Annotated in this window: 16 protein-coding genes; 11 read left to right on the top strand and 5 right to left on the bottom strand. The window is 67.2% G+C overall.

The genetic code is table 11. The features are described 5' to 3' along the window. Positions 1–34: 34 nt before the first annotated feature. Complete coding sequence (pcaB, locus tag ASE66_RS06635) at positions 35–1,405, bottom strand: 3-carboxy-cis,cis-muconate cycloisomerase (protein ID WP_057188830.1); 1,371 nt, start codon at positions 1,403–1,405, stop codon at positions 35–37. Between the two features lie 166 nt (positions 1,406–1,571). Between pcaB and ASE66_RS06630 the strand changes: the two genes are divergently transcribed. Further along, positions 1,572–2,024 carry a CoxG family protein gene (locus ASE66_RS06630; protein WP_057188829.1) on the top strand — a complete coding sequence of 151 codons (453 nt, stop codon included), beginning with the start codon at positions 1,572–1,574 and terminating at the stop codon, positions 2,022–2,024. A 3-nt stretch (positions 2,025–2,027) separates the two neighbouring features. Here the strand turns inward: ASE66_RS06630 and ASE66_RS33665 are convergent, their stop codons facing one another. Continuing rightward, entirely contained in the window at positions 2,028–3,371 is a 1,344-nt protein-coding gene (locus ASE66_RS33665) for a methyl-accepting chemotaxis protein (protein WP_274532937.1), read from the bottom strand. 339 nt (positions 3,372–3,710) lie between these two features. On the opposite strand from ASE66_RS33665, the gene ASE66_RS06620 reads away from it, so the two are divergent. The 3 genes from ASE66_RS06620 to ASE66_RS06610 all read left to right on the top strand — a co-directional run bounded on the left by ASE66_RS06620 (position 3,711) and on the right by ASE66_RS06610 (position 7,498). After that, positions 3,711–4,211 (top strand): (2Fe-2S)-binding protein, encoded by a 501-nt coding sequence (locus tag ASE66_RS06620; protein ID WP_057188827.1) that lies wholly within the window; start codon positions 3,711–3,713, stop codon positions 4,209–4,211. Between the two features lie 99 nt (positions 4,212–4,310). After that, complete coding sequence (locus tag ASE66_RS06615; protein WP_057188826.1) at positions 4,311–6,674, top strand: xanthine dehydrogenase family protein molybdopterin-binding subunit; 2,364 nt, start codon at positions 4,311–4,313, stop codon at positions 6,672–6,674. Positions 6,675–6,691: 17 nt separating this feature from the next. Beyond that, positions 6,692–7,498 carry an FAD binding domain-containing protein gene (locus ASE66_RS06610; RefSeq protein ID WP_057188825.1) on the top strand — a complete coding sequence of 269 codons (807 nt, stop codon included), beginning with the start codon at positions 6,692–6,694 and terminating at the stop codon, positions 7,496–7,498. A gap of 165 nt (positions 7,499–7,663) precedes the next feature. Here the strand turns inward: ASE66_RS06610 and ASE66_RS06605 are convergent, their stop codons facing one another. Then, complete coding sequence (locus ASE66_RS06605) at positions 7,664–8,017, bottom strand: nuclear transport factor 2 family protein (protein WP_057188824.1); 354 nt, start codon at positions 8,015–8,017, stop codon at positions 7,664–7,666. A 118-nt stretch (positions 8,018–8,135) separates the two neighbouring features. On the opposite strand from ASE66_RS06605, the gene ASE66_RS06600 reads away from it, so the two are divergent. Then, on the top strand, positions 8,136–9,056 hold the full coding sequence (locus ASE66_RS06600; protein WP_057188823.1) for an AAA family ATPase: 921 nt from the start codon (positions 8,136–8,138) through the stop codon (positions 9,054–9,056). 12 nt (positions 9,057–9,068) lie between these two features. Here ASE66_RS06600 and ASE66_RS06595 read toward each other — a convergent pair whose 3' ends face one another. Together ASE66_RS06595 and ASE66_RS31265 are read right to left on the bottom strand one after the other, a co-directional pair. Continuing rightward, complete coding sequence (locus ASE66_RS06595) at positions 9,069–9,278, bottom strand: hypothetical protein (RefSeq protein WP_057188822.1); 210 nt, start codon at positions 9,276–9,278, stop codon at positions 9,069–9,071. After that, positions 9,256–9,546, bottom strand: a complete 291-nt coding sequence (locus ASE66_RS31265) for a BrnT family toxin (RefSeq protein WP_082613256.1) — start codon at positions 9,544–9,546, stop codon at positions 9,256–9,258. The genes ASE66_RS06595 and ASE66_RS31265 overlap by 23 nt, the downstream gene beginning before the upstream one ends. Before the next feature lie 71 nt (positions 9,547–9,617). Between ASE66_RS31265 and ASE66_RS06590 the strand changes: the two genes are divergently transcribed. The 6 genes from ASE66_RS06590 to ASE66_RS06565 are packed head-to-tail and all read left to right on the top strand — an operon-like array spanning position 9,618 to position 14,519. Beyond that, positions 9,618–9,992, top strand: coding sequence for a nuclear transport factor 2 family protein (locus tag ASE66_RS06590; RefSeq protein ID WP_057188821.1), 375 nt, complete (start codon positions 9,618–9,620; stop codon positions 9,990–9,992). After that, positions 9,989–11,188, top strand: a complete 1,200-nt coding sequence (locus ASE66_RS06585; protein WP_057188820.1) for a vWA domain-containing protein — start codon at positions 9,989–9,991, stop codon at positions 11,186–11,188. The genes ASE66_RS06590 and ASE66_RS06585 overlap by 4 nt, the downstream gene beginning before the upstream one ends. Before the next feature lie 38 nt (positions 11,189–11,226). Continuing rightward, the gene (locus ASE66_RS06580; RefSeq protein ID WP_057188819.1) at positions 11,227–11,553 is read left to right on the top strand and encodes an XdhC family protein; all 327 of its coding nucleotides are present in this window, start codon (positions 11,227–11,229) and stop codon (positions 11,551–11,553) included. Between the two features lie 12 nt (positions 11,554–11,565). Further along, positions 11,566–12,195: a LysE family translocator gene (locus ASE66_RS06575; protein WP_057188818.1), complete on the top strand. Its 630-nt coding sequence runs from the start codon at positions 11,566–11,568 to the stop codon at positions 12,193–12,195. 4 nt (positions 12,196–12,199) lie between these two features. Further along, positions 12,200–12,892, top strand: a complete 693-nt coding sequence (locus ASE66_RS06570) for an XdhC family protein (RefSeq protein WP_057188817.1) — start codon at positions 12,200–12,202, stop codon at positions 12,890–12,892. A 10-nt stretch (positions 12,893–12,902) separates the two neighbouring features. Next, positions 12,903–14,519: an NTP transferase domain-containing protein gene (locus ASE66_RS06565; protein WP_057188816.1), complete on the top strand. Its 1,617-nt coding sequence runs from the start codon at positions 12,903–12,905 to the stop codon at positions 14,517–14,519. Positions 14,520–14,652 lie beyond the last annotated feature (133 nt).

Genomic DNA, 14,652 nt, shown 5'->3' with positions numbered 1-14,652 from the left:
CTGCGTTGCGCGCTACGGCTGTTCGGCGGAGAGCTCAGGCATTGCCGCTCATGTATTCCCGCTCCTCCTCGTAGAGCACGAGGATGCGGTCGATGATGGCATCGGTCGCGCCGCGATAGGTCGTGGGGTCGAAGAGGTCGTCGAGGTCATCGTTGGAGAGCTTGCCGGCCAGCTTGGGATGGTCGGCCAGGACATCCCTGAGATGACGGCCACTGGCGAGGCAGTCGCGGCTGGCTTCCTCGAGCAGATGATGTGCCTCGCCGCGGCCGATCGTCTGCGCCAGCGCGAGCGAGACGCGCTCGGCCATGACGAGCCCGTTGGTGAGATCGAGATTGTACTGCATCTGCTCCGGAAAGACCTGGAGTCCTTCGACCAGCGCGACCGCGTGGTTGAGGGCTCCGCCGGCGATCAGGAAGAGCTCGCGCAGCGTCGGCCATTCGGCATGCCAGCCGCCCATGGCGCGCTCGTGCTCCTGCGGCATCGCCGCGAGCATGGTTGCGACCAAGCCTGGTGCCCGCTTGGCCGCGGTGAGGATCAGCGTGCACAGCACCGGGTTGCGCTTGTGCGGCATCGCCGATGAGCCGCCCTTGCCGGGCGCTTCCGGCTCGGCGAGCTCGCCGATCTCGGTCTGTGCCATCAGCGCGATATCCCCGGCCAACTTGCCGAGATGGCCGAGAAGCAGGCCGAGCTCGGTCGCGATCCGGGCGGGGCGCCGGCGCTCGGTGTGCCAGGGCACGCGCACGGCGCCGATCGAGGGCATGGTGCGGGCGAAGGCTTCCGACACCGCATCGGCCTTGTCGCCGAGCGAGGCGAGGCTGCCGGCGGCGCCGCCGAGCTGATGGGCCGATTCTCCCCAGATCATGAAGTCGTCATGGAAGGAGACGATCGGGCTCAGCCAGTTGGCGGCCTTGAGCCCGAAAGAGATCGGCACCGCATGCTGCAGGAAGGTGCGGCCGATCATCGGCGTGCGCCGGTGCTCGCGTGCGAGCGCCGCGAGCGCATGGGCGAGGTCGGCCGAGCGCGCGAGGATCAGATCCTGGGCCGCCCGGTACTGCTGGGCCTGGCCTGAATCGATCACGTCCTGGCTGGTCGCGCCGTAATGCACCCACTTCGCCGCCTCGGCGTCGACGGCGGCGACGCGGGCGGTCAGCGCCTTGACCAGCGGGATTGCCGGATTGCCGGCGAGCGTCGCGGCCTTGCCGATCGCGGCGATGTCGTAGAGCTCGGCCTTGCATTGCGCGGCAATGAGGTCGGTCGCCGCGGCGGGGATGACGCCGACCTCGGCTTCGGCGCGGGCGAGCGCCGCCTCGAAATCGAGCATGCCCTGCAGCGCGGCACGCTCGTCGAGAACGGCTGCCATCTCCCGGTCGGCGAAGAGTTCGCCATAGAGCCCGATATCAGCCATGGCCGGATGCGCCTTCCTGCGGAGCGGTCGTTGCAACCCACATCCCAGCTTCGTCCTCTTGTGCCCGCCGGTGCTTTCCGGTCATGGATTAGGCGAACCTTGGATAGACCCGAGGCCGGGCCGGCTGCAACATGTCGGTGGCTTCGAGAGCGTGAGGAGCGACACCATGGCAATGACGATGAATGGCGAGGTGACGCTGCCCGCGGCCAAGCTGGTGGTCTGGGAGAAGCTCAACGACGCCGAGGTGCTGAAGGCCTGCATTCCCGGCTGCGAGCAGCTCACCAAGGATGACGACACGCATTTTTCGGCAGTAGTGAAGGTCAAGCTCGGCCCGGTGAAGGCGACCTTCAAGGGCAAGGTCGAATTGCAGGACCTCGACCCGCCGAACGGCTATCACATCGTCGGCGAGGGCGAGGGCGGCATCGCCGGCTTCGCCAAGGGCGGCGCCAAGGTCATGCTCAGCGATGCGGAAGGCGGGCAGACCCTGCTGCGCTACGAGGTCGAGGCGCAGGTCGGCGGCAAGCTGATGCAGCTCGGCGCGCGCCTGATCGATTCGGTCTCGAAGAAGCTGGCCGACGAGTTCTTCGCCAATTTCGCCAAGGCGGTCAGCGAGGGCTGAGCCTCACGAGGCCTTGCGCAGCGCTGCCAAGGCTTCGCTGACGGTCGCCTCGGCCGCACCGACCTGGAGGGCGATGTCGGCCGCCGCCGCATTCGCGCGTTCCAGCGCCTTCTCGGTCTTGCCGATGCTGTCGTTGACGCGGGTCGCGCTCTCGATCGCCACGTCCGAGCCGTGTGCGACCTCGGCGGCGTGCCGGGCGATGCCGCCGGTGACGCTGCTCTGCTGGGCGACCGCATCCGAGATCGCCTCCGAATCCTCCTTGATCTCGCCGATCGTCGCGCCGATCGAGGAGGCGCGGACGCCGCACGCCTCGGCGCTCGCAGACAATTCGGCGATCTGCGCCGCGATCTCCTGCGTGGCCGAGGCGGTCTGCGTCGCCAGCGATTTCACCTCGGCCGCGACCACGGCGAAGCCGCGGCCGGATTCGCCGGCGCGGGCCGCCTCGATGGTGGCGTTGAGGGCGAGCAGATTGGTCTGCGCGGCGATGTCGGCGATCATGCCGACCACGGTGCCGATGCTGCTGGTGACGTGGCGCAGGCGGGTGATCGCCTCGTCCATCGCCTGGGCGTCGGCGACGGCGCGATTGGCGATCTCGAGGCTCTGGCGGGCACGCTGGCCGATCTCGGCGATGTTGGCCGACATCTCCTCGGTCGCGGCCGCGGTCTGCATCGCCTTCTCGCGCACCAGCAGCGAGGTCTGGGCAACCGAGCCGACCTGATCCTTGATGAAGCTGCTGGCGGCCGAGGTTTCGCCGGCGGTGTCGACGAACAGGTCGACCGCCTTGCTGATTGCGCCGTCGAGCTGGCCGATGCGCGAGGTCAGCGTCGCCGCGACCTCGTCGAGCGCGACACCGCGGCGGCGGGCTTCCGCCGCCTCGAACTCGCGATCGAGCGACATGGCGGTGTTGACGTCGTAGGTCAGCACCCGCTCGATGATGAAGAGATCATGCGGGATGTCGCGCCGCGAGAAGAGCAACCGGGTGCGGCTCTCCTCCAGGAAGATGCGGAACAGGGTGAAGGCGATCGAGGCGCGGGCGCGGGCGCCGACCTGACCGTGCCGCTCCAGCAAGGTCAGCCGTTCGAGCGAGTCGCAATAATTCTGGTCGAAATCGCCGTCGAAGAGCAGGCGGAAATGGTTGGCTTCAGCCGCGAAAAGCTCGGCGGCGACCGGCTCTACCGCCAGTTTCAGCATCGGATGGATCGAGAAGGCCCGCGCGAAATCCTGTTCGACGATATCGACGATGACGCGCTCGACGATGCCACGATAGCGGCGCAGGCGCTTACGCTGGCGTTCGTCGTAGCCGATCGCCAACAAGCGACGCTGAACGTGTTCGAGGATCGTGGCCAACCGCGCCATCCGTGAGCGGAACGATCGGAGATCGTCATTCCGACGGATGATGCTGAGCCTGCGTGGTTAAGATTCCGCAAAGGGCCCATCTGTCGGTTGCGATATCCGGGCTCCTGCGTTCGAAGCCAGGCCGTCCAAAACCATGCAAAAACGCCACCAAATGGGCTCGCCTGCGGAATGGCGTGCCGCTTGACCACAGAAAATCCCGGGTCCACACTGCTTTTTCGAGTTGTTCCAAGGAAATTCTTCGCTGGCCCTTGGTGGGCCGGCGAGCGGATCGTGCGTCCCGTCGAGATGTCGTGGGGCGCATCTGAAAACAGGCTTTCGGAGGAGTGCCCCATGGCCAATCTGTCCATGACGGTGAACGGCAAGCCCGTCACCGCGACCGTCGATCCGCGCACCCTCCTGGTGCAGTTCCTGCGCGAAAATCTCCGGCTGACCGGCACGCATGTCGGTTGTGATACCAGTCAGTGCGGCGCCTGCGTCGTCCATCTCGACGGCAAGGCGGTGAAGGCCTGCACCACGCTGGCCTTGTCCTGCGAGGGCGCCTCGGTGACGACGATCGAGGGGCTGGCCAATGGCGGGACGCTGCACCCGATGCAGGAAGCTTTCCGCGAGCATCACGGCCTGCAATGCGGCTTCTGCACGCCGGGCATGATCATGTCGGCGGTCGATATCGTGAACCGGCGCGGCAACAGCCTCGACGAGAAGACGATCCGCGAGGACCTCGACGGCAACATCTGCCGCTGCACCGGCTACCACAACATCGTCAAGGCGGTCGCCGCGGGCGCAGAGGCGATGGGCAAGGGCGCGAGCCTGGTCCGGCAGGCTGCCGAGTGAGCATTGCCCGGTTCGCTTAGCGCGAGCCGAAACGCACGATGTGATCCCCGAAATTCGTTGCAAACGCCCGCTCAAGAGGCGCCACGCCAGGAGGAATCCATGTCCGCCACCGGAATCGGCGCTCCCGTCCGCCGCAAGGAAGATCACCGCTTCATCACCGGCCAGGGCCGCTACACCGACGACATCAACCGGCCGGGCCAGGCCCACGCCTATTTCCTGCGCTCGCCGCATGCGCATGCCACGCTGAAGACGATCGACACCAAGGCCGCCGCGGCGATGCCGGGCGTGCTCGGCATCTTCACCGGCGACGACCTTACCGCCGACAAGGTCGGTGGGCTGATCTGCGGCTGGATGATCCATTCCAAGGACGGCTCGCCGATGAAGGCCGGCCCGCATCCGGCGCTGGCCCAGGGCAAGGTCCGCTATGTCGGCGACCACATTGCGGTCGTCGTCGCCGAGACATTGGCTGAGGCGCGCGACGCGGCCGAGGCGATCGTCGTCGACTATGGCGTGCTGCCGGCGGTGGTCGACACGGCGAGCGCGGTCAAGGCGAAGACGCAGGTCCATGACGAGGCGCCGGGCAACACGGTGTTCAACTGGCATCTCGGCGACAAGGCTGCGACCGAGGCAGCCTTCAAGGCGGCCAAGCACGTCACCAAGCTCGACATCGTCAATAACCGGCTGGTGCCGAACCCGATGGAGCCGCGCGCCGCGGTCGGCGACTACGACCAGGGCGAGGGCGCCTTCACGCTCTACACTACCAGCCAGAACCCGCATGTGGCGCGGCTCGTGCTCTCGGCTTTCATCGGCATCGCGCCGGAGAACAAGCTCAGGGTGATCGCGCCGGATGTCGGCGGCGGCTTCGGCTCGAAGATCTTCATCTATGCCGAGGAGACGGTTTGCGTCTGGGCGGCGAAGAAGGTCGGCCGGCCGGTGAAATGGAACTCGGACCGGACCGAGGCCTTCCTTTCCGACGCGCATGGCCGCGACCATGTCACCCATGCCGAACTCGCCATGGATGGCGACGGCAAGATGCTGGCGATGCGGGTGCACACCACCGCCAATCTCGGCGCCTATCTCTCGACCTTCTCCTCCTCGGTGCCGACCTATCTCTACGCGCCGCTGCTGTCGGGCCAGTACGACATTCCGGCGATCTATTGCGAGGTCGATGCGGTCTACACCAATACCGCCCCGGTCGATGCCTATCGCGGGGCAGGGCGGCCCGAGGCGACCTTCGTGGTCGAGCGCCTGGTCGAGGTCGCGGCGCGTGAGCTCGGCAAGGACCCGGCCAAGTTCCGGACGCAGAACTTCATCCGGAAGTTCCCGCACCAGACGCCGGTGATCATGATGTACGACACCGGCAATTACGGGGCATCGCTGAAGAAGGCGATGGAGATGATCGATTACAAAGGCTTTCCGAAGCGCAGGCGCGATTCCGCCCGCAGCGGCAAGCTGCGCGGCATCGGCTTCTCCGCCTATATCGAGGCTTGCGGCATTGCCCCGTCAGCTGCGGTCGGCTCGCTCGGCGCCGGCGTAGGCCTGTGGGAATCGGCCGAGGTCCGGGTCAATCCGATCGGCACGGTCGAGGTGCTGACCGGCTCGCACAGCCACGGCCAGGGCCATGAGACGACCTTCGCCCAGCTCGTCTCCGACCGACTCGGCGTGCCGCTGGAGAACGTCTCGATCATCCATGGCGACACCGACAAGGTGCAGATGGGCATGGGCACCTATGGCTCACGCTCGGGCGCCGTCGGCATGTCGGCGATCTTCAAGGCGATCGACAAGGTGATCGCCAAGGGCAAGAAGGTCGCGGCCTATGTGCTGGAGGCCGACGAGGCCGATATCGACTTCAAGGACGGCAATTTCACCGTCAAGGGCACCGACCGGACGCTCGATTTCGGTTCCTGCGCGCTGCAGGCCTATGTCGCGCACAAGTTCAACGGCCAGGACCTCGAGCCGGGCTTGAAGGAGGGGGCGTTCTACGACCCGATCAACTTCACCTTCCCGGCCGGCGTCCATATCTGCGAGCTCGAGATCGATCCCGACACTGGCATCACCAGGATCGAGCGCTGGGCCGCGGTCGACGATTTCGGCAATGTCATCAATCCGATGATCGTCGAGGGCCAGGTCCATGGCGGCATCGCCCAGGGCGTCGGCCAGGCGCTGCTCGAAGGCGCCCGCTACAATGCCGACGGCCAGCTCGTGACCGCGAGCTTCATGGACTACTGCATGCCGCGCGCCGACGACCTGCCATCCTTCGAGGTCGGCATGACGGTGACGCCGTGCCCGTCGAACCCGCTGGGGATCAAGGGCTGCGGCGAGGCCGGCGCCATCGCCTCGCCGCCCGCGGTCATCAATGCCATCACCGACGCGCTCGGCCATGAGGACATCGCCATGCCGGCGACGCCGCAGGCCGTCTGGCGCGCCGCGCAGAAAACGCTCAGCCGCATGGCTGCCGAGTGATCTGAAAGGACGAGACGATGTACGCCTTCACCTATCACCGCCCGGCGACCGCGCGACAGGCCGCCAGCCTCCTCGCCAAGAAGGAGGACGCCAAGCTGCTCGCCGGTGGCCACACCCTGCTGCCGACGATGAAGCAGCGCCTGGCCTCGCCCAGCGCGCTGGTCGACCTTTCCTCCTGCGCCGACCTCAAGGGCATCGCCCGCAAGGGCCGCAATCTCGTCATCGGCGCGATGACGACCCATGCCGAGGTCGCAGCCTCGCCGGAGGTGCAGGAAGCGATCCCGGCGCTCGCCTACCTCGCCAGCCATATCGGCGATCCGCATGTGCGCCATCGCGGCACGATCGGCGGTTCGGTCGCCAACAACGACCCGGCGGCGGACTATCCGGCGGCGTTGCTGGCGCTCGGCGCTACGGTGGTGACGAACAAGCGCAAGCTCCTGGCCGCCGAGTTCTTCAGCGGCCTCTACGAGACGGCGCTGGATGAGGGCGAGATCATCGTCAAGATCTCGTTCCCGGCCGCCTCCAAGGCCGGCTATGCCAAGTTCCGCAATCCGGCCTCGCGTTATGCGTTGGTCGGCGTCTTCGTCGCCAAGCGTGGCAGCGAAATCGCCGTCACGGTCACCGGGGCGGGCGAGGGCGGCGTCTTCCGCTGGCCAGAAGCCGAGGCGGCGCTGAAGGCGCGCTTCGCGCCGAAATCGCTCGACGGTCTCAAGCACACGGCCAAGGGCATCAATGGCGACATCCACGCCGATGCCGAGTATCGCGCCCATCTGATCGGCGTGATGGCCAAGCAGGCCGTGGCGCAAGCGACGGGGAAGGCTTGAGGCCGCCGTTCCGCGTCATGCTCGGGCCTGACCCGAGCATCTCAGCCCGGAGAAGGCGCCGATCGAAGCCTTCTCGTCATGAGATTCCCGGGTCTGCGCGGAGTTTATCCTTGGGCCGACCGAAGGTCGGACCCGAGGGCCCCGCCCGGGAATGACGGAGCGACCTCAATAAAAGAACCGCTCCTCGACGATCTTGTCGCCCTTCACGGTGTAGAGCCCGATCTCGTGCATCTTGCGGCGCTCCCCGCTGTCCTTGACGGTGACGTCGAAGTAGAAGTGCACGGCGAACTGGTCGCCGTTGAGATAGGGGCCCGCGGTGGTGAACTCGTGCACCTCATGTCCGGCAGTCCACCATTCGCCCTTGCCCTTCACCGCCTGCTTGCCATGGCACTCAGCCATCGGCCCCGGCATGTTCTCGTAGCTGGCGATATCGTCGGCATTGTAGGTGGCGGCGCCCTGCTCGTGCTTGCCCTCCTTCAGCAGGGCGACGAATGCGTTGGCGAGTTCCTGCGTGGTCATTTCGCATCTCCTCTGTGAGGGCATGATGGTAGTCTCCGATCCCGTCCCGATCGTGACAGCAGAGCGCCTTGCATCGGCGCGGCTTCCGTCGCTGACGCCGCCGCGCTAGACCTTGTTCATGCTGACCCCATCGCGCATTCCGACCTCTATCGACGCCACGCTCTCCCTGCTGCAGGCGCAAGGCTATGTCGCCGACCGGGCGCTGGCGACCGTGCTCTTCCTCGCGCTCAGGATGAAGCGGCCGCTGCTGCTCGAGGGCGAGGCCGGCACCGGCAAGACCGAGATCGCCAAGGTGCTCAGCATGGGGCTCGGCCGCCGGCTGATCCGGCTGCAATGCTATGAGGGGCTCGACCTCGCCTCGGCCGTCTACGAGTGGAACTATGCCGGCCAGATGATGGCGATCCGTCTCGCCGAGGCTGGCGGCGTCGCCGGCGATCGCGAGCGGCTGGAGAGCGACCTGTTCTCGGAGCGTTATCTCGTCAAGCGCCCTCTGCTGCAGGCGCTGGAACCGCAGGAGGGCGGGGCGCCGATCCTCCTGATCGACGAGCTCGACCGCACCGACGAGGCCTTCGAGGCCTTCCTGCTCGAGGTGCTGGCCGATGCGCAGGTGACGATCCCCGAGCTCGGCACGATCAAGGCGGCTGAGCCGCCGATCGTGATCCTGACCTCCAACCGTACCCGCGAGATCCATGACGCGCTGAAGCGCCGCTGCCTCTACCACTGGGTCGGCTATCCCGACGCGGCGCGCGAACTTGCCATCCTGAAATCGCGCGCGCCCCAGGCTCCAGCGAAGCTGGCGAAGCAGGTCGTCGCCTTCGTGCAGGCGATCCGCAAGGAGGAGCTGTTCAAGGCGCCGGGCGTCGCCGAGACGCTCGACTGGGCGAGCGCGCTGGTTGAGCTCGACGCTGTGGCGCTCGATCCGGCGATCGTCTCCGACACGCTGGGGGCGCTGCTGAAATACCAGGACGACATCCAGGCGATGCAGGGCTCGAAGGTCGGCGAACTGCTCGACCAGGCGAAGCAGGCGGCGCGGGGGTAGATGGGGCCCCTGTCAGCCAGTTTTCTTTTTCAATCCGCTCTCGCGCTGGAGATAAGGATTGCGAACCGCGTTGCGCCAGAAATTTTCGTCGAGCGGTGGAATATCGGAATAGTCGATCTCGCTATCCGGCTTAAGCGCCAGCGCTTCGATTTCCGCTTTCTGCGCATCGGTCAGCTTCGGCGGATTAGCGGGGTCGAATTCATACTGCACCATCTTGCTCATAGCGTCGCTTTTCCTTTCTATCGGCTGGACGTGCGGAAATGATGCGCACGATTTCTACCGTTCCGTCTCTCCGTTCGGTGTGGACGACGAGGAGCAGGAGCCGGTTATCGACGACCCCGATCGTCGTCCATCGGTGCTCGCTGCCTTCGATTCCGTCATATTCGGTCAGCGCCAGCGGATCTGCGAAAACGCGTACTGCCGTTTCAAAACGGATGCCGTGCTTGCGCTCGTTGCTGGCGGCCTTCGCCGGATCCCATTCGAAGCGCACGTCGCCTTGCCTTGTTACCCGATGATACCATCAACTCTCTGCACGCGCCAAACAAGGTGGATGGCAAACTCATGAACGACGACATCAAGGCGATCGAGGCCGCGACCTGGACCTATCTCGACGGGCTCTATGAGGGCGATGTCGAGAAGCTGACTTCAGTCTTCCATCCGACCAGCGCGCTGACCCAGTCGCTCGATGGTGAGCTCAAGGTCGTGCCGCGCGAGCAATGGTTCGAGGCGGTGCGGGGACGCAAATCGCCGAAGGAGACCGGGCTTGAGCGCGGCGACCATATCCTGGCCGTCGATCTGGTCGGGCCATCCATGGCGCTGGTCAAGGTCAAGTGCCAGATGCCGCCGCGCTATTTCACCGACCTGCTTTCCTTCCTGAAGGTCGACGGCAAATGGGTCGTCGCGCAGAAGGTGTTCATGACCGAGACGGGCGCTTGACCGGCAAGCTTGCCGAAAACGTCGCCTATTTCGCCCGCGCTCTGCGGGGCGCCGGCCTGCGCGTCGGGCCGGGGGCCGTGGTCGAGGCGGTCGAGGCGCTGGCCGACGGGGCGCTCGGCGGCCGCGATGACGTCTACTGGGCGTTGCATGCGATCTTCGTGAAGAAGCATGAGGATTCAGCGGTTTACGACCAGGCCTTCCGGTTGTTCTGGCGCCGCCGCGGGCTGATCGAGAAGCTGATGGCGCAGATGTCGCCAGTGACGCCGCGGGTCGACAGCGAGCCGCAGAAGCCGGAAGCGGGCGCCTTGCGCGTCGCCGAGGCCTTCACCCCGCCGCCACGCGAGGAGGAGCCGCCGGTCGAGCTGACAGAGCTTACGGCGCGGCTCACCGTCTCCGAGCGCGAGACGCTGAAATCACGCGATTTCGCCCAGATGAGCGCGGCTGAGATCGCCAAGGCGCGTCAGCTCATCGCCGAGCTCAGGCTACCCAATGACGCCGTGCCGACGCGGCGCTTCCAGGCGGCGCATGCCGGAGCGCGGATCGATCCGCGTCGCACCTTCCGTCGCTCGCTCAGAGGCGGCGGCGCCTCGATCGACCTCGCCTTCCGCGAGCGAGCCGAGGTGCATCCGCCGCTGGTCGCGCTCGTCGACATCTCCGGCTCGATGGCGGAGTATTCGCGCATCTTCCTGCATTTCCTGCATGCCGTCACCGAGCAGCGCCGGCGCGTGCATTCGTTCGTCTTCGGCACACGCCTGACCAATGTCACGCGCAGCTTGCGCGCCCGCGACCCGGACGAGGCGCTGGCGCTCGCCGGCAAGGCGGCGCCGGATTGGGAGGGCGGCACGCGCATCGCCTCGGCACTGCACGCCTTCAACCGAGTCTGGTCGCGCCGGGTGCTCTCGGGTGGGGCGGTGGTGCTGCTCTTCACCGACGGGCTGGAGCGCCATCTCGGTCCTGATCTTTCCTTCGAGATGGACCGCCTGCATCGCTCCTGCCGGCAGCTGACCTGGCTCAACCCACTTTTGCGCTATGACGCCTTCGAGGCGCGGGCCAGCGGCATCCGGGCGATGCTGCCGCATGTCGACCAGTTCCGGCCGATCCACAATCTCGCCGCGATGGCGGATCTCTGCCGGGCGCTGTCGCCCGACGCACGGCAGATCACCGATCCGCGCCAGTGGTTGAAGAAGGCGGGTTGAGGCATGATCTCAACAGTATCCGTAGCGGGACCGCTCCCATGATCAGCACCGACACCGACATCCTCGCCACTGCCGAGGCCTGGGCCAAGGCCGGGCGCGGCGTCGCGCTCGCCACCGTGGTCGAGACCTGGGGCTCGGCCCCGCGTCCGGTCGGCTCGCATCTCGTCATCGACGGCGAGGGTAACTTCCTAGGCTCGGTCTCCGGCGGCTGCGTCGAGGGCGCGGTCGTCGCCGAGGCCGGTGACGTGATTGCCGACGGCAAGCCGCGCACGCTCGAATTCGGCGTCGCCGACGAGACCGCCTGGCAGGTCGGCCTCTCCTGCGGCGGCCGGATCAAGGTCTATGTCGAGCCGGTTCGGGCTTAAGGAAACGCGCTGATGGCCTCCTGGGAAACGCTCCTAGCTTTCGCGACGGTGACGCTGGTCATCGCCTATTTCCCCGGTCCGGCGCTGCTCTACACGGCGGCGCAGACCATCGCCCATGGCCGCAAGGCCGGGCTGATGGCGATGCTCGGTATCCATCTCGGCTGCTATGTCCATGTCGTCGCCGCGGCCTTCGGCCTGTCGGCCGTGTTCAAGCACGTGCCGGAGCTCTACGTCGCGGTGAAGATCGTCGGCGCGCTCTATCTGGTCTGGCTCGGCATCGGCATGATCCGCTCCAGGCTGGGCGGCGAGGCGCAGGCCGTGGCACCGGCCAAGACGGTCAGGCGTGCACTGGTCGATTCCTTCATCGTCGAGGTGCTGAACCCGAAGGTGGCGCTTTTCTTCATCGCGCTCTTGCCGCAGTTCGTCGATCCCACCGCGTCGCTGCCGGTCTGGGCGCAGTTCCTGATCCTCGGCACCATCGTCAACTTCGCTTTCTCCTCGGCCGACCTCGTCACCGTCCTGGGCGCCAGCCTGGTGATGAAGACGATGAAGGCGAGCCGCGCCGGCTTTGCGCTTGGGCGCTGGCTCGGCGGCTCGCTGATGATCGGGCTCGGCCTCAAGCTCGCGACCGACAAGGGCTGACGCCGTGGATCTTTCGCTTCTCTCCACGCTCAACGCCGAGCGCGCCGCCCGGCGCGCGACCGTCCTCGTCACCGAACTCGGCTCGGGCGAGCAGCGCCTGGTCAAGGAGGTCGACCTTGCCGGCGATGTGCTGGCGGAGGCGCTCGGCAAGCAATTGCGCAGCGGCAAGAGCGGCAGCGTCGAGGTCGATGGCAAGGCCTATTTCCTGACCGTGCAGGCGCCGCCGCCGCGCATCGTCGTCACCGGCGCGGTCCATATCTCGCAGGCGCTGGCACCGATGGCCAAGCTGCTCGATCTCGACATTGCAGTCATCGACCCGCGCACCGCCTTCGCCACGCAGGAACGTTTCCCGGAGGTGACCTTGCTGGCGCAGTGGCCGGAGGAGGCGCTGCAGCGCCTGCCGTTCGACGGCTATACCGCCTTCGTCGCGCTGACACATGATCCCAAGATCGACGATCCGGCGCTGATCGCGGCGCTGCGCTCGGAGTGCTTCTATATCGGCGCGCTCGGCAGCCGGAAGACGCATGGCAAGCGGCTGGAGCGCCTCGCAGCAGTCGGCTTCGGCGACGCCGATGTGAAGCGCATCCACGCGCCGATCGGGCTCGATATCGGCGCGGTCTCGCCGGCCGAGATCGCGCTCGCCATCCTCGCCGAGATCGTGCAGGGCCTGCGCGGCCCGCGCCGCCAGCCCGCTTGAAAGACTACTGATGAAGTTCGGTCCTGTTCCCATCGCTGAAGCTGTCGGCGCCGTCGCGGCTCATACCGTGCGTGCCGGCGAGGCGATCGTGCGCAAGGGCGCGACGATCGGCGAGGAGGATGCGCGCAAGCTCGCCGCCGCGGGCTTGAGCGAGATCATCGCCGTGCAGCTTGAAGCCGGCGACATCGACGAGAACACAGCAGCCGAGCAATTGGCGCGGGCGCTGGCAGGCCGGGCAGTGGTGACCGAGGCGCCGTTCACTGGCCGGGTCAACCTGTTCGCCGCGGCGCCGGGGGTGCTTAAGATCGATGCGGGCGTGATCGATGCGCTCAATGCCGTCGACGAGGCGATCACCGTCGCGACCCTGCCGGCGCTGAAGCCGGTCGTCGCCGGCGAGATGGTCGGCACGGTCAAGATCATCCCCTATGCCGTGCCGGAGAAGCGCATCGCCGAGGCGCTGGAGCGGCTCGGAGCCGACAAGCCGATCGCGGTCGCCGAGTACAAGCTGAAATCGGTCGCGGTGGTCTCGACGCTGCTGCCGGGCCTGAAGACCAGCGTCGTCGACAAGACGCTGCGGACCTTGGGCGAGCGGCTCGAGCCGGCCCGCGCTGCGATCGAGCGCGACGCCCGCGTTCCGCATGAGAGCTCGCCGCTGGCAGAGGCGATCCGCGAGGCGGTGGCCGGGCCGGCGGAGCTCGTCGTCGTCTTCGGCGCCTCTGCCATCACCGACCGGCGCGATGTCGTGCCGAAGGCGCTGGTCGAAGCCGGCGGCACCGTCGAGCATCTCGGCATGCCGGTCGATCCCGGCAACCTCTTGATGCTCGGCAAGCTCGACGGCAAGCTGGTGATCGGCGCGCCGGGCTGCGCCCGCTCGCCCAAGGAGAACGGTTTCGACTGGGTGCTGCAGCGCAGCCTTGCGGGAGTGCCGGTGACGCGCGCCGAGATCCAGAGGATGGGCGTCGGCGGGCTTTTGATGGAGATCGTCTCGCGGCCGCAGCCGCGCGCGCCGGGCCGAGGCGAGGCCGCGCCCGTCGCTGGCATCGTGCTGGCGGCCGGCCGCTCGACCCGGATGGGCGCCGGCAACAAGCTGCTGCAGGACGTCCGCGGCAAGCCGCTGGTGCGTCACGCCGTCGAGGCGCAGCTCGCCTCGCGCGCCGCGCCGGTCATCGTCGTCACCGGCCATCAGCAGGACGAGGTTCGCACCGCGCTCGCCGGGCTCGACGTCACCATCGTGCACAACCCGGCCTTTGCCGACGGGCTCGCGGGCTCGCTCAAGGCCGGGCTCGCGGCGGTGCCGGCGGAGGTGCCCGGCGTCGTCGTCTCGCTCGGCGATATGCCGAACGTCACCGCCGCCGTGATCGACCGGCTGGCGCAGGCCTTCGCCGATCGGCCGGATGCGCTCGCCGTGGCGCCGACGCTGCTCGGACAGCGCGGCAATCCGGTGCTGCTCGCGCGGAAGCTCTTTCCCGGGGTCGCCAAGCTCGATGGCGACCAGGGCGCGCGCCGCCTGCTCGATGCGGCCGGCGACGCTGTCGAGGAGATCGCACTCGACGACCCCGCCATCGCGCTCGACATCGACACGCCGGAAGCGCTTCGCGCACTGACGGGACAGGGGCCGCGCGGCTGAGTGTCCAGTTGCGAAGTCGTGATGACGGCCTGCGACTGGCGTTCTTCTGCGCTTCGGTGCTCACGTACTTGAGTACGCTGCGCTCCGATGCTCGAAGACCACCAGTCTCGCCACGTCCTGACGAGTTCGCAAT

Source organism: Allobosea sp. Root483D1, from assembly GCF_001429505.1.
Taxonomy (GTDB): domain Bacteria; phylum Pseudomonadota; class Alphaproteobacteria; order Rhizobiales; family Beijerinckiaceae; genus Allobosea.
Note: the sequence above shows the minus strand (reverse complement) of the source record. Positions and strands in the feature narration are given on the sequence as shown.

Coding starts and splice junctions, on each gene's coding strand:
- pcaB (WP_057188830.1), bottom strand. CDS start 1,405: ATGGCTGATATCGGGCTCTATGGCGAACTCTTCGCCGACCGGGAGATG.
- ASE66_RS06630 (WP_057188829.1), top strand. CDS start 1,572: ATGGCAATGACGATGAATGGCGAGGTGACGCTGCCCGCGGCCAAGCTG.
- ASE66_RS06620 (WP_057188827.1), top strand. CDS start 3,711: ATGGCCAATCTGTCCATGACGGTGAACGGCAAGCCCGTCACCGCGACC.
- ASE66_RS06615 (WP_057188826.1), top strand. CDS start 4,311: ATGTCCGCCACCGGAATCGGCGCTCCCGTCCGCCGCAAGGAAGATCAC.
- ASE66_RS06610 (WP_057188825.1), top strand. CDS start 6,692: ATGTACGCCTTCACCTATCACCGCCCGGCGACCGCGCGACAGGCCGCC.
- ASE66_RS06605 (WP_057188824.1), bottom strand. CDS start 8,017: ATGACCACGCAGGAACTCGCCAACGCATTCGTCGCCCTGCTGAAGGAG.
- ASE66_RS06600 (WP_057188823.1), top strand. CDS start 8,136: ATGCTGACCCCATCGCGCATTCCGACCTCTATCGACGCCACGCTCTCC.
- ASE66_RS06595 (WP_057188822.1), bottom strand. CDS start 9,278: ATGAGCAAGATGGTGCAGTATGAATTCGACCCCGCTAATCCGCCGAAG.
- ASE66_RS06590 (WP_057188821.1), top strand. CDS start 9,618: ATGAACGACGACATCAAGGCGATCGAGGCCGCGACCTGGACCTATCTC.
- ASE66_RS06580 (WP_057188819.1), top strand. CDS start 11,227: ATGATCAGCACCGACACCGACATCCTCGCCACTGCCGAGGCCTGGGCC.
- ASE66_RS06575 (WP_057188818.1), top strand. CDS start 11,566: ATGGCCTCCTGGGAAACGCTCCTAGCTTTCGCGACGGTGACGCTGGTC.
- ASE66_RS06565 (WP_057188816.1), top strand. CDS start 12,903: ATGAAGTTCGGTCCTGTTCCCATCGCTGAAGCTGTCGGCGCCGTCGCG.